18 protein-coding genes, 9 tRNA genes and 1 pseudogene are annotated in these 23595 nt (G+C 60.8%); 23 read left to right on the top strand and 5 right to left on the bottom strand.

Annotated features, from left to right (window positions below; all coding sequences use genetic code 11):
• Window positions 1-4: 4 nt before the first annotated feature.
• From WBR25_RS05280 to hemA, 4 genes are all read right to left on the bottom strand, one after another.
• Window positions 5-388, bottom strand: a complete 384-nt coding sequence (locus WBR25_RS05280; RefSeq protein ID WP_005334939.1) for a SirB2 family protein — start codon at window positions 386-388, stop codon at window positions 5-7.
• 56 nt (window positions 389-444) lie between these two features.
• Entirely contained in the window at window positions 445-1296 is an 852-nt protein-coding gene (prmC, locus tag WBR25_RS05275) for a peptide chain release factor N(5)-glutamine methyltransferase (protein WP_479749520.1), read from the bottom strand.
• Between the two features lie 61 nt (window positions 1297-1357).
• Window positions 1358-2446, bottom strand: coding sequence for a peptide chain release factor 1 (gene prfA / locus WBR25_RS05270; protein ID WP_005353897.1), 1089 nt, complete (start codon window positions 2444-2446; stop codon window positions 1358-1360).
• A 51-nt stretch (window positions 2447-2497) separates the two neighbouring features.
• On the bottom strand, window positions 2498-3757 hold the full coding sequence (gene hemA, locus WBR25_RS05265) for a glutamyl-tRNA reductase (protein ID WP_005362209.1): 1260 nt from the start codon (window positions 3755-3757) through the stop codon (window positions 2498-2500).
• Between the two features lie 126 nt (window positions 3758-3883).
• Here hemA and lolB point away from each other — a divergent pair, with 126 nt between their 5' ends.
• From lolB to WBR25_RS05190, 15 genes and pseudogenes are all read left to right on the top strand, one after another.
• Window positions 3884-4462 (top strand): lipoprotein insertase outer membrane protein LolB, encoded by a 579-nt coding sequence (gene lolB / locus WBR25_RS05260; RefSeq protein WP_005353907.1) that lies wholly within the window; start codon window positions 3884-3886, stop codon window positions 4460-4462.
• Window positions 4462-5332 (top strand): annotated as a pseudogene (ispE, locus tag WBR25_RS05255) (4-(cytidine 5'-diphospho)-2-C-methyl-D-erythritol kinase). The gene lolB and the pseudogene ispE overlap by 1 nt, the downstream one beginning before the upstream one ends.
• Window positions 5312-5386: transfer RNA gene (locus WBR25_RS05250), tRNA-Gln, on the top strand. The pseudogene ispE and the gene WBR25_RS05250 overlap by 21 nt, the downstream one beginning before the upstream one ends.
• Before the next feature lie 195 nt (window positions 5387-5581).
• A complete protein-coding gene (locus tag WBR25_RS05245) occupies window positions 5582-6529 on the top strand; it encodes a ribose-phosphate pyrophosphokinase (RefSeq protein ID WP_005343846.1) in 948 nt (315 codons plus the stop codon).
• 116 nt (window positions 6530-6645) lie between these two features.
• On the top strand, window positions 6646-8634 hold the full coding sequence (locus tag WBR25_RS05240) for a bifunctional metallophosphatase/5'-nucleotidase (RefSeq protein WP_479749519.1): 1989 nt from the start codon (window positions 6646-6648) through the stop codon (window positions 8632-8634).
• A gap of 218 nt (window positions 8635-8852) precedes the next feature.
• A complete protein-coding gene (pth, locus tag WBR25_RS05235; protein ID WP_058059203.1) occupies window positions 8853-9449 on the top strand; it encodes an aminoacyl-tRNA hydrolase in 597 nt (198 codons plus the stop codon).
• A 116-nt stretch (window positions 9450-9565) separates the two neighbouring features.
• Window positions 9566-10657, top strand: a complete 1092-nt coding sequence (gene ychF / locus WBR25_RS05230; RefSeq protein WP_005353921.1) for a redox-regulated ATPase YchF — start codon at window positions 9566-9568, stop codon at window positions 10655-10657.
• Window positions 10658-10891: 234 nt separating this feature from the next.
• Window positions 10892-10968: transfer RNA gene (locus WBR25_RS05225), tRNA-Met, on the top strand.
• Between the two features lie 8 nt (window positions 10969-10976).
• Window positions 10977-11051: transfer RNA gene (locus WBR25_RS05220), tRNA-Gln, on the top strand.
• Between the two features lie 46 nt (window positions 11052-11097).
• A tRNA-Gln gene (locus WBR25_RS05215) sits at window positions 11098-11172 on the top strand.
• A 41-nt stretch (window positions 11173-11213) separates the two neighbouring features.
• Window positions 11214-11288 (top strand) — tRNA-Gln (locus WBR25_RS05210).
• Window positions 11289-11327: 39 nt separating this feature from the next.
• A tRNA-Met gene (locus tag WBR25_RS05205) sits at window positions 11328-11404 on the top strand.
• Between the two features lie 10 nt (window positions 11405-11414).
• Window positions 11415-11489 (top strand) — tRNA-Gln (locus WBR25_RS05200).
• A 39-nt stretch (window positions 11490-11528) separates the two neighbouring features.
• Window positions 11529-11605 (top strand) — tRNA-Met (locus tag WBR25_RS05195).
• 8 nt (window positions 11606-11613) lie between these two features.
• Window positions 11614-11697: transfer RNA gene (locus tag WBR25_RS05190), tRNA-Leu, on the top strand.
• A gap of 218 nt (window positions 11698-11915) precedes the next feature.
• Here the strand turns inward: WBR25_RS05190 and WBR25_RS05185 are convergent.
• Window positions 11916-13748 carry an SLC13 family permease gene (locus WBR25_RS05185; RefSeq protein WP_479749518.1) on the bottom strand — a complete coding sequence of 611 codons (1833 nt, stop codon included), beginning with the start codon at window positions 13746-13748 and terminating at the stop codon, window positions 11916-11918.
• Window positions 13749-14011: 263 nt separating this feature from the next.
• Here WBR25_RS05185 and pnuC point away from each other — a divergent pair, with 263 nt between their 5' ends.
• The 8 genes from pnuC to nifJ all read left to right on the top strand — a co-directional run bounded on the left by pnuC (window position 14012) and on the right by nifJ (window position 23566).
• Window positions 14012-14728: a nicotinamide riboside transporter PnuC gene (gene pnuC / locus WBR25_RS05180; RefSeq protein ID WP_479749517.1), complete on the top strand. Its 717-nt coding sequence runs from the start codon at window positions 14012-14014 to the stop codon at window positions 14726-14728.
• A 3-nt stretch (window positions 14729-14731) separates the two neighbouring features.
• A complete protein-coding gene (locus WBR25_RS05175; protein ID WP_479749516.1) occupies window positions 14732-15457 on the top strand; it encodes a nucleoside phosphorylase in 726 nt (241 codons plus the stop codon).
• 105 nt (window positions 15458-15562) lie between these two features.
• Entirely contained in the window at window positions 15563-16234 is a 672-nt protein-coding gene (locus tag WBR25_RS05170) for a Crp/Fnr family transcriptional regulator (protein ID WP_479749515.1), read from the top strand.
• Window positions 16235-16276: 42 nt separating this feature from the next.
• Window positions 16277-16603 carry a N(4)-acetylcytidine aminohydrolase gene (gene yqfB, locus WBR25_RS05165; protein ID WP_335848262.1) on the top strand — a complete coding sequence of 109 codons (327 nt, stop codon included), beginning with the start codon at window positions 16277-16279 and terminating at the stop codon, window positions 16601-16603.
• An 87-nt stretch (window positions 16604-16690) separates the two neighbouring features.
• On the top strand, window positions 16691-17611 hold the full coding sequence (locus tag WBR25_RS05160) for an alpha/beta hydrolase (protein ID WP_479749514.1): 921 nt from the start codon (window positions 16691-16693) through the stop codon (window positions 17609-17611).
• A gap of 61 nt (window positions 17612-17672) precedes the next feature.
• Complete coding sequence (locus WBR25_RS05155) at window positions 17673-18053, top strand: DUF1622 domain-containing protein (protein ID WP_127005888.1); 381 nt, start codon at window positions 17673-17675, stop codon at window positions 18051-18053.
• A 199-nt stretch (window positions 18054-18252) separates the two neighbouring features.
• Window positions 18253-19791, top strand: coding sequence for an alpha-amylase family glycosyl hydrolase (locus tag WBR25_RS05150; RefSeq protein WP_479749513.1), 1539 nt, complete (start codon window positions 18253-18255; stop codon window positions 19789-19791).
• A 229-nt stretch (window positions 19792-20020) separates the two neighbouring features.
• Window positions 20021-23566 (top strand): pyruvate:ferredoxin (flavodoxin) oxidoreductase, encoded by a 3546-nt coding sequence (gene nifJ, locus WBR25_RS05145; RefSeq protein ID WP_479749512.1) that lies wholly within the window; start codon window positions 20021-20023, stop codon window positions 23564-23566.
• Window positions 23567-23595: the final 29 nt, after the last annotated feature.

Here is a 23595-nt window from a genome sequence, read left to right as displayed (position 1 = left end):
TGCCTTAGCCGAACACACTCGTCTGTTTGAGCACTGCCAACTTGGCAATAAAGTAGATCCAGCCGAGCGCCCCCAGAAAGGAGCACCAGCGCACCAGATTGCTTTTGGCCAGCCGCAGCGCCATCGCCGCCAGAAATACCAGCACCAGAATGGCCATCAGCTTCTCGCTGAGCCAGGGCGTTCCGTTATTGAGCGGGTTGAGATCCAGCACCATGCAGAGCAATACGCCGGAGAGCACCACCAGACCGTTGAGCCAGCCGCTGACCTTCATCACCGGCGCGCTATAGGCTCGGCCAGTGGCGGTCTGTACCCAGTAGAAGCGGAGCATAAACATCAGCACGGCCCCGGCAATCAGGGTGAGGTGCAGGTGTTTGAGCACAAAAACCATATTCAATCCTTGCATGGGGGCGCACAGGCAACCCGCCGTGTAACAGTGAGGAACCGTCAGCGCAGCGGGCAGAGGCCCAGCGTCACCCTGTCGTTATCCCCGTAATCGCGCACCGTGGCTACCTCGCGGTAGCCGCTATCACGCAGCAACTGACGCACCGCCTCCCCCTGATCCCAGCCATGTTCCAGCAGCAACCAGCCGTCAGGCAACAGATAAGCGGGAGCATGGGCCACGATGTGGCGGATATCAGCCAGCCCGGCGTCATCGGCAACCAGCGCCGAGCGGGGTTCAAAGCGCACGTCACCCTGCTCGAGATGGGGATCGGCGCCATCAATATAGGGGGGATTGGAGACAATCACCGCAAAACGTGGCGTATTGTCGCGATCCGGCTCGCCAAGGGGCTCGAACCAGCTACCGTCGCGCACCTCGATGGGCAACCCCAGCGCGGCGCTGTTCTCGCGGGCCAGCGCCGCGGCATCCGCCATCCGATCCACCGCCCACACATCGACCTCGGGCCGCTCGGACTTGAGCGCCAGCGCGATGGCGCCGGTGCCGGTGCCGAGATCCAGCACGGCGTACGGCCCCTGCGGGATTCTGGTCAGCGCCTGCTCCACCAGCACCTCGGTATCGGGGCGCGGGATCAGGGTCGCCGGGCTCACTTTCAGCGGCAGCGACCAGAACTCCCGCTCGCCCACCAGATGGGCGATGGGTTCGCCGTTGAGACGACGAGCCAGCCACCCCTGCAGGATGGCCTGCTGGGCGGCATCCAGCTCACGCTCGGGCCAGGTCATCAGATAGCTGCGACGACACCCGAGCAGATGGCAGAGCAGTACATCGGCATCGGCGCGGGGGGACTCCCCCTCAGCCAACACAGTCATGATATGGGCGCGGGCCTGCTGGATCTGCATCAGTGCCACTCCACCTTATGGGCACGACACTTAATGCGAGCTTGCCGGATCACCATTTGCATCAGTTGTTCTCGGCCAGCGAGGCGAGCTGATCGGCCTGATACTCCTGCACCAGCGGTGTGATGACGCAGTCCAGATCCCCTTCCAAAATTTCGGAGAGGCGATAGAGGGTCAGGTTGATGCGGTGCTCGGAGAGGCGACCCTGCGGGTAGTTGTAGGTACGAATGCGCTCGGAGCGATCGCCGGAGCCCACCAGATTGCGGCGGGTGCTCTGCTCGGCGGCGCGGTGGCGCTCATCCTCGGCCGCTTGCAGGCGGGCGGAGAGCACCGACATCGCCTTGGCGCGGTTCTTGTGCTGGGAGCGCTCGTCCTGACACTCCACCACCAGACCGGTCGGCAGGTGGGTGATGCGGATGGCCGAGTCGGTCTTGTTGACATGCTGACCACCGGCACCGGAGGCACGGAAGGTGTCGATCTTCAGATCTGAAGGGTTGATCTCGATCTGCTCGGCTTCCGGCACTTCCGGCAGCACGGCGACGGTACAGGCGGAGGTGTGCACCCGCCCCTGAGATTCGGTCTCCGGTACCCGCTGTACCCGGTGACCACCGGATTCAAACTTGAGGCGGCCATAGACGCGCTCGCCGTCGATCTTGGCGATCACCTCCTTGTAGCCACCGTATTCACCGTCATTGCAGCTGACGATGGAGACGCGCCAGCCCTGACGCTCGGCAAACCGTGAATACATGCGGAACAGGTCACCGGCAAAGATGGCCGCCTCGTCGCCACCGGCACCGGCGCGGATCTCCAGATAGCAGTTATTGTCATCCTTGGGATCCTTGGGCAGCAACATCAGTTGCAGCTCCTGCTCCAGCGCCTCCAGATTGGCCTTGGCCAGCGGCAGCTCCTCCTGCGCCATCTCGCGCAGGTCAGCATCGTCCTCCTCCAGCATCATCTGGGTGGTCTCCAGATCATCCTGAGCCTGACGGTAACGCTGGAAGGCGTGAACGATATCTTCCAGCTGGGCATATTCGCGGGTCAGGGCGCGGTAGCGATCCTGATCCGAGACCACATCCGGCTCGCCGAGCATGGCCTGTACTTCTTCGTGGCGCTCGATGAGGCCTTCCAGCTTTCTGATCAGTGACGGATTCATAACTCTTGCATTCTCAATGGAGGACGGGACAACCGGCAGGTTGCCCGAAAATTATGGCTCTTGTGACAACCCCAGCGCCTGCCGCAAGCGGGAGAGCTCGCTCTGATCCCCCTGGGAGGCAGCCTGGCGCAACGCCTGGGTCGGCGCGTGGATCAATTTGTTGGTGAGGCGATGGGCCATCGCCTTGAGCGCCTGTTCGGCACTCTCGCCCTGCGCCAATGCCAGCAGGGCCCGTTGCAACTCTTCATCAGCCACTTGCTGTGACTGATGGCGGTAATCGCGAATGAGATCGACCGAGCTCTGGCCGCGATACCAGCCCATAAACTCGTCGCGCTCTTCCTGCACGATCACTTCCGCCTGTGCGGCAGCCCGTTTACGGGTTTCGAGGTTCTGCTCGATGATCCCCTGCAAATCATCCACCGTGTAGAGATAGGCATCGGAGAGCTCATCGACTTCGGCTTCGATGTCGCGCGGCACGGCAATATCCACCAGAAACATGGGTTTGAAGCGGCGGGCCTTCAGCGCGCGCTCCACCATCCCCTTGCCGATGATGGGCAGTGGGCTGGCGGTCGAGCTGATGACAATATCCGCCTCGTGCAGATAGTCGGGGATCTCTTCGAGCGTCATCACCTGGGCACCGAATTCGGCCGCCAGGGTCTGGGCGCGCTGCAGGGTGCGGTTGGCCACCATCATCTTGGTCACGTTCTGCTCGCGCAGGTGACGGGCAACCAGTTCAATGGTCTCCCCCGCCCCGACCAGCAGCACCTTGGTCTGGGAGAGATCGGAGAAGATCCGCCGACCCAGACTGACGGCGGCAAACGCCACCGACACGGCACTGGCGCCAATCTCGGTATCGGTACGCACCCGTTTGGCCACCGAGAAGGATTTCTGGAACAGCCGCTCCAGCGCTCCCTTCACCGACTCCGCCTGCTGGGCATGGGCGTAGGATTGCTTGATCTGCCCCAGGATCTGCGGCTCCCCCAACACCAGCGAGTCGAGCCCGCACGCCACCCGCATCAGGTGGCGCACCGCCTCTTCATCGTGATGCTGATAGATGGCAGTGACCAGTTCGGCCGCGTCCAGCCCGTGGAACTGCTGCAGCCAGCGCAGCACTTGCTCCTGCCGCTCCTCCTCCAGATTGCAATAGAGTTCGGTCCGGTTGCAGGTGGAGACGATCACCGCCTCGCTGACACCGGGTTGGCTCACCAGCTCACGCAAGGCGCGATCGATGCAGTCCGGGCCAAAGGCGACCCGTTCCCGCAAGGCGACACTGGCGGTGTTGTGGTTGATTCCGAGGGCAAGCAAACTCATGAGTGGGCGACGATCATTTCATACGCTGGGTGCAAAGGCTGCCAATTGTACGAGAAAGGGTAAGTCTTTAAAAGCAATACGGCCGCCCCGTATACTGTGGCAAATTCCTCTCTCTGGAGCCGTCTCTTGCTGCTACGTATTTTTACCCTCACCTGCCTGCTGTTGCTGGCCGGTTGTGCCACCACCCAGCCCCAGCGTGACCAGGTGAACTGGAACCAGGAGCGGACCCGTCTCGAGCAACTGACCCACTGGCAGCTATCCGGCAAGATGGCCATCATCACGCCACAGCAAAAGGGCAGCGCCCGTCTCAACTGGCAGCAGGATGGGGAGGATTATCGCCTCAACCTCACCAGCCTGATCGGCACCAGCATTCTGGAGCTCTCCCGCAGCAAGGGGGAGATCACCCTGCTCGACAGCGACGGCAATCGCCACCAGAGCCAGGATGCCGAAGCACTCATCTATCAACTGACCGGCTGGAATATTCCGGTTGCGGGATTGCCAGAGTGGATTAAGGGGCTGCCGGGTCAGGCGGAGTTTGAACTCAACCCCGACAGCAGTCTGGCCAGCGTGCGTGACGGCCAGTGGCAGATCGTCTATGGCGATTATCGGGATCAGGATGGCTACCGCCTGCCGCACCAGCTGACCATGACCGGCCAGAACAGCCGCCTCAAGCTTCAGATCAACCAATGGACTCTTGCACGTTAATGGCTTCCACACGCTGGCCGGCACCGGCCAAACTCAACCTGTTTCTACACGTCAATGGCCGTCGTCCCGATGGCTATCACGAGCTGCAGACCCTGTTTATCTTCCTCAACCACAGCGACTGGCTCGAGTTCGAGGTGATACCGAATAGCGACACTCTCACCCTGACGCCGGCCATTCCCGGGGTGCCGGATGAGCAGAATCTGATTATCCGGGCGGCGCGCCTGCTGCAAGCAACCCTGCCGAGCCCGCAAGGTGCCCATATCCGGCTGGAGAAAGTGCTACCCATGGGGGGCGGCATTGGCGGCGGTTCATCCGATGCAGCGACCACGCTGGTGGCGCTTAACCACCTCTGGCAAGCGGGTTTGAGTGAAGATGAACTGGCGGCGCTCGGCGTCCAGTTGGGGGCTGATGTACCGGTGTTTGTTCGTGGCAAGGCGGCCTTTGCCGAAGGAGTGGGCGAGCGGCTGCAACCGGTCGAACTGCCCGATGCCTGGTATCTGGTGCTCAAGCCCGATTGCCATGTGGCGACCGCGGCCGTATTCCAGGATCCGGACCTGCCGAGAGCCACGCCGAAAATGGCGCTGGACAACCTGCTGGAAGGCGAGTGGAAAAACGATTGCGAATCACTGGTGAAAAAGCGCCACCCCGAGGTTGCCAATGCGCTCGGCTGGTTGCTAGAATACGCGCCGTCAAGAATGACGGGCACAGGAGCCTGCGTCTTTGCTCAATTTGAAGACGAAGTGACTGCTCGGGAAGTGTTGGCCTGCGTGCCGAAGGGACTTGATGGGTTTGTCGCCAAGGGCGAGAACATATCACCTCTCTTCTCCACATTGCAACAGTTCAAATGATTGGGGTATCGCCAAGCGGTAAGGCAGCGGGTTTTGATCTCGCCATTCCTAGGTTCGAATCCTAGTACCCCAGCCAATTTTACCGAACGGTATTGATGATGATTAACGTGGCCGGTTTTGCACTCGGCCACGGATTCGGGTTACCGGTATCATCACATTCATTGGGCAGCAGACACCTTGTACGTTATCTTGATAAATCGTTTGCCCCAAAACGATAGGGTCTGATTTCAGACTCCCCCACATACTGGATGCAACCCCGAGGTTTCAAACCGTGCCTGACATGAAGCTGTTTGCTGGTAACGCAACGCCGGAACTAGCCCAGAAGATCGCAGATCGCCTGTTTATCAAACTCGGCAATGCTGCCGTAGGTCGCTTTAGCGACGGCGAGATCAGCGTACAGATCAATGAGAATGTACGTGGTGGCGATATCTTCATCATTCAATCCACCTGTGCCCCGACCAACGACAATTTGATGGAATTGATCGTCATGGTGGATGCTCTGCGTCGTGCTTCAGCTGGCCGTATCACTGCCGTTATCCCCTACTTTGGTTATGCCCGTCAGGATCGCCGCGTCCGCTCCGCCCGTGTACCCATCACCGCCAAGGTTGTCGCTGACTTCCTCTCCAGCGTGGGTGTGGATCGCGTGCTGACCGTTGACCTGCATGCCGAACAAATTCAAGGTTTCTTCGACGTTCCGGTAGACAACGTGTTCGGTAGCCCGGTGCTGCTGGAAGACATGAAGTCCAAGAACCTCGAGTCTCCTGTCGTTGTCTCCCCGGACATCGGTGGCGTCGTGCGTGCCCGCGCCATCGCCAAGCTGCTGGATGACACCGACATCGCCATCATCGACAAGCGCCGTCCCCGCCCGAACGTCTCCCAGGTCATGCACCTGATCGGTGACGTTGCCGGCCGCGATTGCATCATCGTTGATGACATGATCGACACCGGCGGCACCCTGTGCAAAGCCGCAGAGGCCCTGAAAGAGCGCGGTGCCAAGCGTGTATTCGCCTACGCTACCCACCCGGTCTTCTCCGGTTCCGCCGTCGAGAACATCAAGAACTCCGTGATCGATGAACTGATCATCACCGACTCCATCCCGCTCACTGCGGAGATGAAAGCGGTCGGCAAGGTCAAGCAGCTGACTCTGTCAACTGTACTGGCCGAAGCCATTCGTCGCATCAGCAACGAAGAGTCCATCTCTGCCATGTTTGAGCATTGATAGATTCAGCAATAACGAAAACCGCCATCAGGCGGTTTTCGTCTTTCTGGACCTTCTCTTTCCAACTTTCTGCTATCTGGTACGACCCTGCCCCCGGCAGGCTTAAGGATTTTCCCATGAATTGCTTGCGTCCCCTCCTGCTCGCGACCCTCACCTCCGCCCTGTTCGCCTGTCAGCCCGTCAAAGAGAACCCGCCCTTCGTGCTGACCCTGGCTCACATGAACGACACCCACTCCCAGTTTGATCCGGTCAATGCCGAGATCAAAGGGCAGATCTTTGCCCAGCAGGGGGAGACGGACACCCTCTATACCCGCTTTGGCGGTTATCCGCGGCTGCTGACCATGGCGAAAGCCTATCAGGCCGAGGCGCTGGCCAAGAACCAGCCCTTGCTGCTGCTGCACGGCGGCGATGCCTGGCAGGGCAGTGGCTACTTCAAGCTCAACGAGGGGATGGCCAACGCCGAGTTGCTGAGCCAGTTCGGCCTCGATGCCATGGCGCTGGGCAACCACGAGTTCGATCTGGATAACCAGAAGCTGGCCCGCTTCATCGAGGGGGTCAACTTCCCGGTGCTGGCCGCCAACCTCGACACCAAGGCCGATCCGGCCCTTAGCAAGGCTGACAACCTCAAGCCCTTCGTGGTCTACGCCTTTGACGGCAACCAGAAGAGCCCGGTCACCGATCTCGACAACCTGCCACAAGGCAAACAGCTGGTCGCCGTCATCGGTCTGGTACTGGAAGACATGGGCAATATCGCCCCCAACGTCGGCAAGCTGCGCTTTGGCAAGGAGGTCGCCTCGGCTCAGGCCACGGTCGACATGCTGCAAGCCAAGGGGATCCATCAGATCGTGGCGCTGACCCACATCGGCAACGAGCGGGATCTGGCGCTGGCCGCCAAGGTAAACGGCCTCGATGCCATCGTCGGCGGCCACTCCCACAGCCTGCTCGGCGATTTTCGCAATATTGGCTGGGGCAAGACCGGCGATTACGCCAAGCTGGTGACCAATCCGGATGGCATCGGCAAAACCTGCGTGGTGCAGGCGGGCTCCTACGCCCAGGCCATCGGTCTGGCACAGGTGACCTTTGACAGCCAGGGTCAGGTGACTGACTGCCAGGGCCACAACAGCCTGCTGGCCAGCCGCGACTTCTTCGCCGATGCGGCGCGCAAGCAAGTGCTCGACGATGCCCGGAGCAAAGAGGCAAGCCAGTTTGTCGACAACCAGCCCAATCTGGTGGCCGTGGATGAAGATCCGCGCCTGCGCGGCATCATCGACAGCCACTACAAACCGGCGCTGGAGAAAGCCTACGGCCCGGTGATCGGCACCATCCCCGAGCAGCTGCAAAATGCCCGTCGCCCCGGCGACAACGGCAGCGACAGCCACGGCTCCGACGTGGCGCCGCTGGTTGCCGAAGGGGAGTTCTACTGGGCCAATACCCCAGCAGTGCAAGCCCTGACTGGCGGCCCGGTCGATTTTTCTCTGGTGGCGGTGGGGGGCGTGCGCGCCGACCTGCCTGCTGGCGAATGGCGTGAGGGGGATAGCGCCCTCACCCTGCTGCCGTTCAAGAACCAGCTCGCGGTGCTGACCCTGACTGGCGCCGAGGTGCGTGCCCTGCTGACCGAGACCATCACCGCCACCCTGCCCGCCAGCGCCCATGCCGGCAAGTTCCCCTATGGCGGCCACCTGCGTTACACCTTCCAGGAGACCGACGCAGGCAAAGCGGGCACCCTGACCCAATTGCAGCGCAAGACCGCAAGCGGCGAGTGGCAGGATCTGGTGGATAGCCAGCGCTATCGGGTGGTGATGAACGCCTACAGCGCCAACGGCAACGATGGCTGGCAGGCACTGGCCAATGCCCAGCGCCAGAAGAGCGAGCGGGTCGATATCGCCAGCGTCAATGGCAAGCTGACCGCCTTCCCGGTGCTGAAGGTGGCACAAAACGGCGAGCTGCTGAGCGCCGTCTATGCCCCGGGCCAGCCCCTCGATTGCAAAGCCAGCGGCGTGGATTGCGGCACCGATGCAGCCTCTTTCGTGGAGTATGTGCGCGATGCCCGTCCCACCCTGACCGCACTGGATGAAGAGACCGTCACCCTGCTGCGTGCCAAATAACGACGGTAGTCAACCGGGCACAATCCATCGGTCAACTGAAACGGGCCTCATGCAAGAGGCCCGTTTGCCCACCGTTAGCCACCCATTGGCCGCAATAATGCTGCAAATCCCGCCATAACATGCGCATTGGTTGAGTGATCGCCACTCGGCGGCTAGAATATTGCGTCCTATTGCCCTGGGTAGTGTGCCCACGGCAGCTGCGAGTGAAGACATCAAGCGTGACAAGCGAAATCAAACTGATCGTCGGACTGGGCAACCCCGGCCCGGAATATGCCAAGACCCGCCACAACGCGGGCGCCTGGTATGTGGAGCAACTGGCCCGCTGGCACAATGTCAGCCTGCGTGAAGAACCCAAGTTCTTCGGTCATACTGCCCGCATCCTGGTCGAGGGGCAGGATGTACGGCTGCTCATCCCGAACACCTATATGAACCTCTCTGGCAAGGCGGTGGCCGCACTGGCGCGTTTTTATCAGATTGAGCCGGAAGCGATTCTGGTGGCCCATGACGAACTGGATCTGCCGCCTGGCATCGCCAAGTTCAAGCAGGGTGGTGGTCACGGTGGCCATAACGGCCTCAAGGACATCATCGCCAAGATGGGCAACAACAATAACTTCTTCCGGCTGCGTCTCGGGATCGGCCATCCCGGCAGCAAAGAGCAGGTGGCTGGCTTCGTCCTGACCAAGGCCCCCAGCAGTGAACAGAACCTGATCGACGCCGCGCTGGACGAGTCCCTGCGCGCCACCGATATCCTGTTCAAACAAGATATGACCAAGGCCATGAATCGCTTGCACAGCTTCAAGGCTGAAAAGGGTTAGGTCGGTTTGACCCTGTACGGGCATTGTGCCGGTACATGAGCAACGACCAGAACAAGCATGACATGGGCCGCCTGCGGGCGACCCCCAACAGCATCCATCAAGTAAGGTAACAATCCATGGGTTTTAAATGCGGTATCGTGGGCCTGCCCAATGTAGGCAAATCCACCCTGTTCAACGCGCTGACCAAGGCCGGTATCGAAGCCGCCAACTTCCCGTTCTGCACCATCGAGCCGAACACCGGTGTGGTGCCGATGCCGGATCCCCGCCTCGATCAGCTGGCTGCCATCATCAATCCGCAGCGCGTTGTGCCGACCACCATGGAATTCGTCGACATCGCCGGTCTGGTTGCCGGTGCCTCCAAGGGTGAAGGCCTGGGTAACCAGTTCCTGGCCAATATCCGTGAAACCGAAGCGATCGGCCACGTAGTGCGCTGCTTCGACGACGAAAACATCATTCACGTTGCCGGCAAGGTCTCCCCTGCCGACGACATCGAAGTGATCAACACCGAGCTGGCCCTGTCGGATCTGGACGCCTGCGAGCGCGCCATTCACCGCCAGTCCAAGCGCGCCAAAGGCGGCGACAAGGATGCCAAGCTGGAAGTGGAAGTGCTTGAGAAGATCAAGGTCGCACTGGAAAACGGCCAGATGATCCGCGGCATGAAGCTGGATAAAGAAGAGCTGGCCGCCGTCAGCCACCTCAACTTCCTGACCCTGAAACCCACCATGTATATCGCCAACGTGGCGGAAGATGGCTTCGAGAACAATCCCTATCTGGACAAGGTGCGTGAAATCGCCGCCGCCGAGAACGCGGTCGTGGTCGTGGTCTGCTGCGCCATCGAAGCCGACATCGCCGAACTGGACGATGAAGATCGCGCCGAGTTCATGGCTGACCTGGGCATCGAAGAGCCGGGCCTGAACCGCGTTATCCGCTCCGGCTACCAGCTGCTCAACCTACAGACCTACTTCACCGCCGGTGTGAAAGAGGTGCGCGCCTGGACTATTCCGGTCGGTGCCACCGCCCCGCAAGCGGCAGGCAAAATCCACACTGACTTTGAAAAAGGCTTTATTCGCGCCCAAACCATCGCCTTTGAAGACTTTATCAACTACAAGGGTGAGCAAGGCGCCAAGGAAGCGGGCAAGATGCGCGCTGAAGGGAAAGATTACATCGTCAAAGATGGCGATATCATGAACTTCCTGTTCAACGTCTAATCCCATGACAGGCCAGCATTTGCTGGCCTGTTTTTTATCTGCCATTGCCCGGGCAATCATGGCAATGTCTTAAAAAAAAGCAGATTGTTGGGCTTTTGCGCAACAGAGACCAATAACTGGTCAAACGCACTCAAATTGCGTTTTTCTGGCAAAAAAAGGGTTGACGCCCCAGAGCCAGATACGCATAATTCGGCCCGCACGGTGACGAGGTAACGACTCACCGGAAGCAAGGTTGGCTATGTAGCTCAGTTGGTTAGAGCATCGCACTCATAATGCGGGGGTCACAGGTTCGAATCCCGTCATAGCCACCATCTCTAGTTGGGGTATCGCCAAGCGGTAAGGCAGCGGGTTTTGATCTCGCCATCCCTAGGTTCGAATCCTAGTACCCCAGCCATTTTTAAAAGTTCTTTGCCAGTCTCATGACTGTTGAGGAGCGCTGTTGGGGTATCGCCAAGCGGTAAGGCAGCGGGTTTTGATCTCGCCATCCCTAGGTTCGAATCCTAGTACCCCAGCCATTTTTGAAAGGTGTTTGATAGTTTCTGTCAGGCATCACTGTTGGGGTATCGCCAAGCGGTAAGGCAGCGGGTTTTGATCTCGCCATCCCTAGGTTCGAATCCTAGTACCCCAGCCATATTTCTGTTCTCTTCCACATCAGTGGTCGATAACAAACGGCTATGTAGCTCAGTTGGTTAGAGCATCGCACTCATAATGCGGGGGTCACAGGTTCGAATCCCGTCATAGCCACCATTATTTCTGTTGGGGTATCGCCAAGCGGTAAGGCAGCGGGTTTTGATCTCGCCATCCCTAGGTTCGAATCCTAGTACCCCAGCCATTTTTCTGTTCTCTTCCACATCAGTGGTTGATAACAAACGGCTATGTAGCTCAGTTGGTTAGAGCATCGCACTCATAATGCGGGGGTCACAGGTTCGAATCCCGTCATAGCCACCATTAATATTGCGGAAGTGGCGAAATTGGTAGACGCACCAGATTTAGGTTCTGGCGCCCTAGGCGTGAGAGTTCGAGTCTCTCCTTCCGCACCATTAATTGCAGTACCAAACAGACCAGCTCACGCTGGTTTTTTTGTATCTGAAATTTGCCTCTCCCCAGTTTTTCTCTCGCTCCTCTATTAACCCATCTCCACGTTAATTCCCGTTCACGTCACTCTTCACTGATTCCGATCACGCCTTGCCACTCTTGTCTCCCGGCCATAAAAAAGCGGCCCGCAGGCCGCTGGTGCACACATTCATCATCCCGGTTATCAGAACGGGAAGAACCAGGGGATCGCTACCACGCTGACCGCCATCACCAACAGGGTGAATGGCACCCCGATACGGATAAAATCGGCAAACTTGTAGTTGCCCGGCCCCAGTACCAGGGTATTCACCGGTGACGAGACCGGAGTCATAAAAGCGGCCGAGGCGGCAATGGCAATGGTCATGGCAAACGGATAGGGCGATACCCCCATCTGTTGCGCCGTACCCAGCGCAATGGGCGCCATCAGCACAGCTGTCGCGGTGTTGGAGATAAAGAGCCCGATCACCGCGCAGAGGGCAAACAGGCTGGCCAGCATGACCCGCGGCCCCATCTCCCCCACCGCATTGATCAGGCCACCGACGATCAGATCCACCCCGCCGGTTTTTTGCAGCGCTAGCGCGAAGGGGAGCATGCCGACGATGAGGATCAGGGTCGGCCAGTGGATCGACTTGTAGGCACTCTCCATATCGATGCAGCGAAACTTGCCCATCAGCAGACAGGCGATCAGCGCGGCAATCACGTTGGGCACCGGATCGGTCACCATCAGCAGGATCATCACTCCAAGACAGAAGAGGGCATGGATCGCCTGACTGCGGGCGGGGGCCATCTCGTCCACTTCGGCGGGCAGCCCCATCAGCAGAAAGTCGCGGCTATGGGTCTGCAACTGTCTGATGTGGCTCCAGTTCCCTACCACCAGCAGGGTGTCGCCCATCTGCAGCGGCTCATCCACCAGCTTGCCTGCCAGTGCCTCACCATCGCGGCGCAGCCCCACCACGCTCAGGCCATAGCTGGAGCGGAAGGTCACCTCACGCACGCTTTTACCCAGCAGCTTGGACTCGGGGATCAGCGACACCTCGGCCATCCCCACCTCCCGCGCCTGATCGGAGAAGTACTCCCCGCGCAGGATCATGGGTTCGAGCCGTGCCTCGGTGCAAAACGCCCGCACATCCACCTCGGGGTCTGACATGTCGATCAGCAGCACATCCTTGGCCTGGAACTCACTGATCCCCGACACCGGCACCATCACCCGGCGAAACTTGCGCCAGCGCTCCACCCCGATGACGTGGGCACCATAACGGGCGCGCAGTTGCAGCTCATCCAGGGTATGGCCAATCAGCGGGGAGTCCGGCCGCAGCGCCAGACGACGGGCCCGACCGGCCAGTCGGTAGTCTCGGATCAGATCGCGCAGGGTGCGGCGCCCGGTCGGCTTGCCTTTGCCCTCTTCCCCCTCGCCCACCAGGGAGCCGCGCACCAGCAGCATGTAGAGGATGCCCAGCCCCAGGATCAGCACTCCCATGGGGGTGAAATCGAAGAACCCGAAGCCGTGAATGCCGTGACGCATCAGTTCACTGTTGACCACCATGTTGGGGGGGGTGGCCACCAGCGTCATCATGCCGCTGATCAACCCGGCAAAGCCGAGCGGCATCATCAGGCGACCGGCCGGGATCCCCATCCGGTTCGCCACGCTCAGCACCACCGGGATAAAGATGGCCACCACCCCGGTGCTGCTCATCACAGCCCCCAGACTCGCCACCGCCACCATCAGCAACACCAGCAGCTTGGTCTCGCTGCTGCCCGCCACCTTCACCAATGCATCCCCCACCTGATAGGCGATACCGGTGCGCACCAGCCCCTCACCCACCACAAACAGGGCGGCAATCAGAATGACGTTGGGATCGCTAAAGCCCGCCAGCGCCTCCGACAGGGTGAGGGTGCCGCTCAGCACGAAGAGGATAATGATCAACAGGGCGACCACATCCATCCGCACCTTGTTGGTCATAAAGAGATAGATGGCGCCAGCCAGCAGACAGAGCACCCAGACAAGCTCAGAATTCAATACAACCTCCTTTTATCACGTGATTCTCCTCCCGGAGAGTGGACTCTATCAGACCACAGCCACGGCGCTATCATCTTGCTAAATATCAATAAAGTCCGGCCCGCCGGGGCCCCATAACCCATCACTGCTGGAATAACCGGGCACCAGCGGCGATTTCTTTGATATGGGCCAAGCCCGGGGCGGACAAAAGTCCTGCCCCTCCTCCCCCTCACCCCTTAGAATGGCGCCCTCGCATACTTACCCTCATGCCCAAGGATCAGAAAATGAGCATATTCGAGCTGTTCAGCATCAATAACACGCTGGTGACCATACCGCTGGGTGGCGGCTATGCCATGTCATGGATTGAAGCCATCGGCACCCTGTTCGGGCTGGCCTGTATCTGGTTCGCCAGTCAGGAGAAGACCATCAACTACCTGTTCGGTCTGATCAACGTCAGCCTGTTTGCCATCATCTTCTTCCAGATCCAGCTCTACGGACTGTTGATGCTGCAGCTGTTCTTCTTCTGCGCCAACGTCTACGGCTGGTACGCCTGGACCCGCCCGGCCAACGATCAGGGGGATACCCTGCAGATCCGCTGGCTCAGCAAATCCAAACTGATGGTGACCGCCGCCGTGAGCGCGCTGGCCATCGCTCTGCTGACACGCTATATCGACCCGGTCTTCGCCACCCTGGCGCGCACCTCGGTCGCTTTGCTCAACCTGTTTGGTGCCGGACTTGCCACTCCCGAGCCCTCCCCTGATGCCTTCCCGTTCTGGGATGCCACCATGACGGTGCTCTCGGTGGTCGCCCAGATCCTGATGACCCGCAAATACGTGGAGAACTGGATCCTCTGGGTCGTCATCAACATCATCAGCATCGGTGTCTATGCCGCGCAGGGCGTTTACGCCATGTCGCTCGAATACCTGATCCTGCTGTTTATCGCCGCCAACGGCACTCGCCTCTGGGTGATTGCCGCCAAGCGCCAGCCACAAGGTCTGTAAGCCATGAGTCTGTTACCCCATCTCCAGTGCCGCCCCGACCAGATTGCCGAGCGGGTGGTACTGTGCGGCGACCCGGCCCGGGTCGATCGCATCGCCAGCCAGCTCGAACAGTGTGAAGTGCTGGGGCAAAACCGGGAGTTTCGCCTCATCAACGGCCACTATCAGGGGCTGCCCATCACGGTCTGCAGCACCGGCATCGGCGGCACCTCGACCGTCATAGCGCTGGAGGAGCTGGTGCAAGCCGGTGCCCGCTCGCTCATTCGGGTCGGCTCCGCCGGTGCCCTGCAGCACGACATCGGGCTGGGCGACCTTATCGTGGTGGAAGGGGCGGTACGCAATGAGGGGGCCTCGCAGGCCTATCTGCCCGCCGAGTACCCCGCCTGCGCCGATATCTGGCTGCAGGCCGCCTTGCTCAACCATTTAGCGACCGGCAGCCAGCCTCATTGGCACGGGCTGGTACGCTCCCACGACAGCTTCTATCGGGATGACGAGCAGGAGGTGTGCCGCTACTGGCATGCCCGTGGCGTACTGGGCGCCGACATGGAAACTGCCTCCCTGCTGACCGTGGGTCGCCTGCGCAAGGTGCGGGTCGCCGCCGTGCTCTGCAACGTGGTGCTGTTCGAGCAGGATGTGCAACAAGGAGTAGCGGATTACGCCAGCGCCGAACAGGCGATGATGGCAGGTGAGCAGCAAGCCATCGCCGCCGCCCTCCACGCGTTGGCACAATAAACCGCAAACCGTTAACTACGGCACATCCGCTACCGTGCGGGCTGGTATCCGGCCCGCACTCTTGCTAGCCTCATGGCCCTCGTCATCCGGTGCGACAGGCAAGTCATGCAGCAACAGCCCTACCCCCTCGGCCGTTTTCACGCCGAACTCCAGCAGCTTGAACCCCGCTTTGCCGCGGCGCTCGACGCCTGCACCCTGTTTCTGCGCCGCTACCTGCCGGGCGAATTGATCATGCGGCAGGGGGAGCAGAGCGAGCAGCTCTATCTGGTCGAACATGGCCGGGTCTCCCTCAACAGCACGGTACACTCTGGCCGCTGCTTCCAGCTCGGCGAGATTGAGTGTCACAGCCAGATTTTCGGAGAAATGGAGTTCTTCAGCGCCACTCCGGTGCAGTGGAACGTGGTGGCCGAGACCGAGCTGGACGCCTGGGTCATCTGTGCCGACAAGCTGGCCCAGCGGCTGCTGGCCGAGCCCGAACTGACCCTGTTCTTTGCCGCCGCGCTTGCCAGCGACTATCTCGATACCCTGGAGATCACCACCAGCCGGCTGCTCCACCCCATCGCCTACAACATCGCCTATGAGTTGTGGCGAGAACGCCAGCGCACCCCCATGCTGGGGTCACGCAAGCGCGCCCATGAGGCAGCGCGCTTCGACACCACCGAGCGGGTTTACCGCCGCGCCCTCAAGGAGCTGGTCGAGCAGGGCATAGTCGCCGACAGCAGCGACGGCCCCGTCATCGCCGATCTGGCCAGGCTGCGCGCCTATCTCGATCTTTGATTTCCATTCACCTCATTTCGATTCACCCTGTCAGGAGTCACCATGTCTGCCCATCCCTATCCCGAATTCACCTTCTTCAGCCGCTTCGTTGCCGACATTCAGGCGGGCCGCAAGACCATCACCATCCGCGACGAGAGCGAGGCCAACTGGCAACCCGGCCAGCGGCTGGCGCTGTTCACCAACCCGGAGCACCAGCCCTTCGGCACCATAGAGGTGATCTCCGTCAATGCTGTAGCCTTCGATGAACTGAACGACGAGCATGCCCGTCAGGAGAACATGACCCTCCCCGAGCTCAAACAGGTGATCCGCGAGATCTACCCCGATCTGCCGCCGCTCTATGTGATTGAATTCCAGCTGCTTGAAGCCTGATTTTGTGAGCTGCCTCAGCTAACGCCGGTTGCGCTCTCTGGCTAAAGGCGCAAAATAACTGTTTTTATATACAGTTATTGGTGCGTTATGGATATACAACTTGAACCGGCCATTGCGGCCATGGTGGCGGAGTTCATTGCTGCAGGCCGCCCCAAGGCGAGCAGCCTGAGCTGGCAGGAGCGGCGTGAAGGCTATCTTGCTTCTGCCATATTGGGTGGTGAACGGGAAGAGGTTGGCGCTGTCGAAGAGTGGCAAAACGGCCATTATTCCGTTCGCCTCTATCAGCCAGCGCCAACCTCAAACGCAAGCCGTCCGGCCCTGATCTACTTTCATGGCGGCTGTTTTGTCAGCGGCGAGTTCGACACCCACGACCGCCAGATGCGCATGCTGTGCAATCGCGCCGAAGCACTGGTGTTCGCGGTACATACCCGCCTTGCCCCTGAACACACCTATCCTGCAGCACACGATGACGCACTGGCTGCTACGCTCGCCATCATGGCCGATGTGGAGAAATGGCATGGGGATCCGGCAAGGATTGTCCTTGCGGGAGACAGTGCCGGCGGCCACCTAGCCCTGATCACCACCTTGCGACTCAAGGAGCAAGGCGCCCCTTTGCCGGCCGCCCAACTGCTCATCTATCCGATGCTCGATGCTGCGGGCGACAGTGACAGCTATCGGCATCTAGGGGATGACTACCTCATCACCCGCGACATGCTGTTAAGCGGTTTTCACGCCTATCTGGGCGAGCTACCCGCCACTCATCCCGAAGCCAGCCCGCTTCACTATTCCGACCTGTCAGGATTACCACCGACCCATATCGTAACGGCGGAATATGATCCGCTGCGCGATGAAGGGGAAGCCCTCTATCGCAAACTGCTGCAAGCCGGTGTCACAACCACCTGTCAGCGGCAACTGGGTGTTATACACGGCTTCTTCCAACTGGCCGGAGTCAGCCCCGCTGCGCGTCAGCTCATTGAACAGCTCTCACTGATTATCAGGAGACTCTGATTTGGCCTTTGCCGAGCGATGTGTTAATAGTGTCCTCTTTTGAATCAGGGAGGTGACCCGAGTGTTTGAGATAGCGAGCCTGAAAGAGGGGATGATGCACGGAGTCGAGCTGTTCCAGCTGCTGTTGGAGATCATCTCCATCGCCTGTGTGGTCATTGGCCTTGGCAAGACCCTCTGGCTGGCGGCACGGGTGCGGGATCACCAACCCGGCTTTCCGCGCATTCGCCTCTGTTTCGGCAGTTGGCTCATCTTGGCGCTGGAGTTCCAGCTCGCCGCCGACATCCTGGCCACTACGGTCGCACCGAGCAAGGAGGAGCTGATCCGCCTCGCCATCATCGCGGTGATCCGCACCTTCCTGAACTACTTCCTCGGCAAGGAGCTGGAAGCACAGACCGAACGCCAGCAGGAGCAGCGCAGCGAGCAGGCCAAGGCTGCTCAATAATCAGTATTCCTGCATAGCATCAACGCTAAGTGCAGTGCCATCCCGACCACAGCCGTGGCCCGGGATGGCACCTTTGTGACCCTTCCCGCACTTTTGGCAATCAGCCAACTATGGAACCCTTTTCAAGGTTTCCCCTGCCCTGTCGAGTACCCGTTCATCTGCGTAAGATGGAAAGCCTCCTCCCCAACCGGCCACGCTGATGAATACGCACTCCCTTCACACACCCGACATCGACCTCGATAGCTGCGTCATCTACCAGATCTACCCCATGAGTTTTCAGGACAGCGATGGCGACGGCATGGGCGATATCAACGGCATTCGTCAGCGCCTCGACTATCTGGCCACCCTAGGGGTCGATATGCTCTGGCTCACCCCCATCTATCGCTCCCCCAAGCGGGACAACGGCTACGATGTGGCGGACTACCGTGCCATCGACCCCGCCTTCGGCACCCTGACCGAGATGGAGCAGCTGATAGCCGAAGCGGCCGCCCACGGCATCGGCATCATGATGGATATCGTCGCCAACCACACCTCCACCGAGCACGAGTGGTTTATGCAGGCCCTGGCCGGCGCTCCCCGTTATCAGGGTTATTACGTATTCCGGGATCAAGCCTTTGTCGATGCTCACCCCATTACCTCGATTTTTGGCGGCAGCGGCTGGCAGTACGTGCCAGCGCTTGATCGCTACTACCTGCACAACTTCGATCCCAGTCAGGCCGATCTGGACTGGGACAACCCGGCGGTGCGTGCCGAAATGGCAGAGGTGATCAACTTCTGGCTGGGCAAAGGGATCAAGGGATTTCGCTTCGATGTGATCGATATGGTGAGCAAGGAGTGGGACCGGCTTGCCATGAGCAACGGCCCGCGCCTGCACGACTATATCCGCGAGCTCAATGCCGCGAGCTTCGGCGGCAAGGGGATCATTACTGTGGGGGAGACCTGGGGGGCCGATCTCGCCCATATGCAGAACTATTCGAACCACGATGGCAGCGAGTTCAGCATGGTGTTCAACTTCGAGCATCTGGGGCTCGGCAGTGACAAGTGGTCATCCCGCGCCGTCTCCCGCTTTGGCGATGACAGGCCTGAGTGGCGGGAAACCAGCGCCAGGCTGTGGGCCATGGTGCTACACATGATGCAGGGTACTCCCTTCATCTATCAGGGGGAGGAGCTCGCCATGACCAACCGCCACTGGCAGCCGGGCGAGCTGCGCGATGTGGAGGCGCTCAACTACCGCGCCAGCCAGTCAGGGCTGGATCCTGCCGAGCTGAGTCGGCGGCTCGATGCCATCGGCCGCGACAATGCCCGCACCCCGATGCAGTGGGACGCTGGCCCCCACGCCGGTTTCAGCACCACCACGCCCTGGATTGCCATCAATGCCAACCACGTCGAGATAAATGCTGACGAGCAGCTGACCCGCCCCGACTCGCCGTTTCACTGCTATCGCCAGCTCATCGCCCTGCGCAAGGCTCACCCTGTCGTTCGCCACGGCAATTTCGAGCTGCTGGATGGGGATGATCCCGAGCGCATCAGCTATCGCCGCCACTGGCAGGATCCGGCCAGCGGCGAGCAACACACCCTGCTGCTGCTCGCCAATCTCACGGCGAACCCCTTGCCGATGCTCCACTTCGACAAGGTGGCAGACGGAATGCGGTTGCTGCTGGCCAATTACCCAAGCGAACCGATGCAGCTCTTCGCCCCTTATCAGTGCGCCATCTGGCTGCGAGTGGAGCAGGGTTAACCCCGTGCTAACGGGCCATGTCAATGGCCCGTCAATCGCCATCCCACCGGCTACTAGCAGAAAATCACGTCCCCACGTAACAGGATTAAATTAACCACTATTACTGACTTATTAATTGATTATTTATCCCGTTTGATACGCTCTCATTGCCCCTCTTACTATGCCTGCGACCTATCCATTGCCGATGCAACTATCGGCCTTCAAACTGGCATAGCAAAGTGGAAAACAGATGATCACCACAGACGGGAATAACGCAGTCGCCTCGGTGGCGTACCGCACCAGCGAAGTCATCGCCATCTACCCCATCACCCCCAGCTCGGCCATGGCTGAGCAGTCGTCGGCCTGGTCGAGCGAGCGGGGCAAGAACCTCTGGGGGGATGTGCCCCGGGTTGTCGAGATGCAGTCGGAAGGGGGCGCCATTGCCGCCGTCCACGGCGCCCTGCAGACCGGCGCGCTGGCGACCTCGTTTACCTCGTCGCAGGGGTTGCTGCTGATGATCCCCAACCTCTACAAGCTGGCGGGTCAGCTCATTCCCTTCGTACTGCATGTGGCGGCGCGTACCGTGGCGACCCACGCGCTATCGATCTTTGGCGATCACTCGGACGTGATGGCGGTGCGCCAGACCGGCTGTGCCATGCTCTGTGCCAGCAATGTGCAGGAGGCGCAGGACTTTGCCCTGATCTCCCAGATAGCGAGCCTCAACAGCCGCCTCCCCTTTATCCACTTCTTCGACGGCTTTCGTACCTCTCACGAGATCGCCAAGATAGCGCCGCTCGCTGATGACACCCTGCGCACCCTGCTGCCCGCAGATGCCATCCGTGCTCATCGTGACCGGGCGCTCACCCCCGACAAACCGGTCATTCGCGGCACCGCGGCCAACCCGGACACCTACTTCCAGTGTCGGGAGGCGAGCAACCCCTGGTATGACGCTGCCTATGGTCATGTGAGCGAGGCGATGCAGGCTTTTGGCAAGCAGACCGGCCGCCACTACCGGCCGTTTGAATATGTCGGCCACCCGCAGGCGGAGCGGATTGTGGTGCTGATGGGCTCGGCCATCGGTACCTGTGAAGAGGTGATCGAGCGCCTGCTGGCCCAAGGGGAGAAGGTAGGTCTGGTGAAGGTGCGGCTGTTCCGTCCCTTCTCGGCCGGGCACCTGTTAGCCGCGATTCCCGAGAGTGCCCGCGCCATTGCCGTGCTGGATCGCACCAAGGAGCCGGGCGCACAGGCCGAGCCCCTCTATCTCGACGTGATGACGGCGCTGGCCGAAGCGGTCAGCCGGGGCGAGCGGGCAAGCCTGCCGCGGGTGATCGGCGGTCGCTATGGCCTCTCCTCCAAAGAGTTCGGCCCCGCTTGCGCACTGGCGGTGTTTGCTGAACTGGCGCAGGAGAACCCGCGTCCGCGCTTTACCGTCGGCATCTTCGATGACATCACAGGCCTCTCGCTACCGCTGCCCACGCTGGATTCGCAAAGCCCCATCCACAGCCAGCAACACAAGCTGGAAGCGCTCTTCTACGGCCTTGGCAGCGATGGCACCGTCTCGGCGGCCAAGAACAGCATCAAGATCCTCGGCAACCACACCGACCTCTATCCGCAGGGCTATTTCGTCTACGACTCCAAGAAGGCGGGGGGACTTACCGTCTCTCACCTGCGGGTGGGCGAGCGGCCGCTGCAATCGCCCTATCTGGTGGAAGAGGCGGACTTTATCGGCTGCCATCAGTGGCAGTTTGTCGACAAGTACCGGATGGCTGAGCGCTTGAAAGCGGGCGGCATCTTCCTGCTCAACACCCCCTACAGCGAAGCGGAGATCTGGCAACGACTACCCAGCGAGGTACAGCATGCCCTGCGCGAGAAAGAGGCGCGCTTCTACATCATCAACGCCGCCAAGATTGCCCGCGACTGCCAGCTCGGCAACCGCATCAATACCGTGATGCAGATGGCCTTCTTCCAGCTCAGCGCCATCATTCCCCCCGCAGAGGCGACCAGCCTGCTGAAGCAGGCCATCGCCACCAGCTATGGCAGCAAGGGGCAGACACTGGTCGAGCGCAACTGTATGGCACTGGAGGCAACCTGCGCCGCCCTGACCAGGGTGCCACTTGGCGAGCTGGATCCCGCCAGCCGCCCCCGCCCGCCGGTGGTTTCGGCCAAGGCCCCCGATTTTGTCCAGACCGTCACCGCCGCCATGCTGGCTGGGCTGGGTGACAGCCTGCCGGTCTCCGCCTTCCCGCCGGATGGCACCTGGCCGGTTGGTACCACCCGCTGGGAGAAGCGCAATATCGCCAAGGAGATCCCCATCTGGGAGGCGGCGCTCTGCACCCAGTGCAACTACTGTGTCGCCGCCTGTCCCCACTCGGCCATTCGCGCCAAGGTGGTGGAACCGGATGCGCTGGCCGCTGCCCCCGCCACCCTGGATGCGCTGGATGTGAAATCCCGCGACATGCGCGGCCAGCAGTATGTGCTGCAGGTGGCGCCGGAGGATTGCACCGGCTGCAATCTCTGCGTCGAGGTGTGCCCGGCCAAGGATCGCAGCAACCCGGCTCGCAAGGCGATCAATATGGCTTCACGCCTCGATCACCTCGATGAGCAGAAGGCCAACTACGACTTCTTCCTCGACCTGCCAGAGCGCAGCGCCGAGCAGCTGGAACGCATCGACATCCGCACCTCCCAGCTCATCTCGCCGCTGTTTGAATACTCCGGCGCCTGCTCCGGCTGTGGCGAGACTCCCTACATCAAGCTGCTGACCCAGCTCTATGGCGATCGGCTGCTGATTGCCAACGCCACCGGCTGCTCGTCCATTTATGGCGGCAACCTGCCTACCACCCCCTACACCACCAACGCCGACGGGCGCGGGCCGGCCTGGGCCAACTCGCTGTTTGAAGACAACGCCGAGTTCGGACTGGGCTTCCGTCTTACCGTCGATCAACACAGGGAGCGGGTGCGCCGTCTGCTGGCGAGCCTGGGCGACACCATACCGGCAGCGCAGCGCGAGGCGCTCGGCGATGCCACTCTGCCGGTTTCCGAGCAGCGGGCCCATATCCAGCAGTTGCGAGCGCTGCTGCAGGAGAGCCAGATCCCGGCAGCCCAAGAGCTGGTTCGCGATGCGGACTATCTGGTGGACAAATCGGTCTGGCTCATCGGCGGCGATGGCTGGGCCTACGACATCGGTTTTGGCGGGCTCGACCATGTGCTGAGTCTGGGGGAGAACATCAATGTGCTGGTGCTCGATACCCAGTGCTACTCCAACACCGGCGGCCAGCAGTCGAAGGCGACGCCACTCGGGGCCATCACCAAGTTTGGCGAGCAGGGCAAACGCAAGGCGCGCAAGGATCTCGGGGCCAGCATGATGATGTATGGCCACGTCTATGTGGCGCAGATCTCCCTCGGCGCCCAGATGAACCAGACGGTAAAAGCGATTCAGGAGGCGGAAGCCTATCCGGGGCCGTCGCTCATCATCGCCTACAGCCCCTGCGAGGAGCATGGTTACGACATGGCCGAGAGCCATGAGCAGATGAAACAGCTGACCGCCACCGGCTTCTGGCCGCTCTACCGCTTCGACCCGCGCCGCGCTGACGAGGGCAAACTGCCGCTGGCGCTCGACTCGCGGGCCCCCAATGCCTCGCTGGCCGAGACCTTGCGCCATGAGCCCCGCTTCCAGCGGCTGGAGCGCCAGCTGCCGGAGGTGGCCAGCCAGCTCTATGAAGAGGCGGAGCAGGAGGCCAACCGCCGCTTCGCCTGGCTGAGCCAGCTGGCGGGCAAGGAGAGTCCGGCGCAGGAGTAACTCGCGCATGGCTTGATGGCAACAGCCAC

The sequence above is a fragment of the Aeromonas sp. MTB genome (assembly GCF_056632455.1).
The sequence above is the reverse complement of the archived record's forward strand: the minus strand, read 5'-3'. Positions and strand labels throughout refer to the sequence as shown.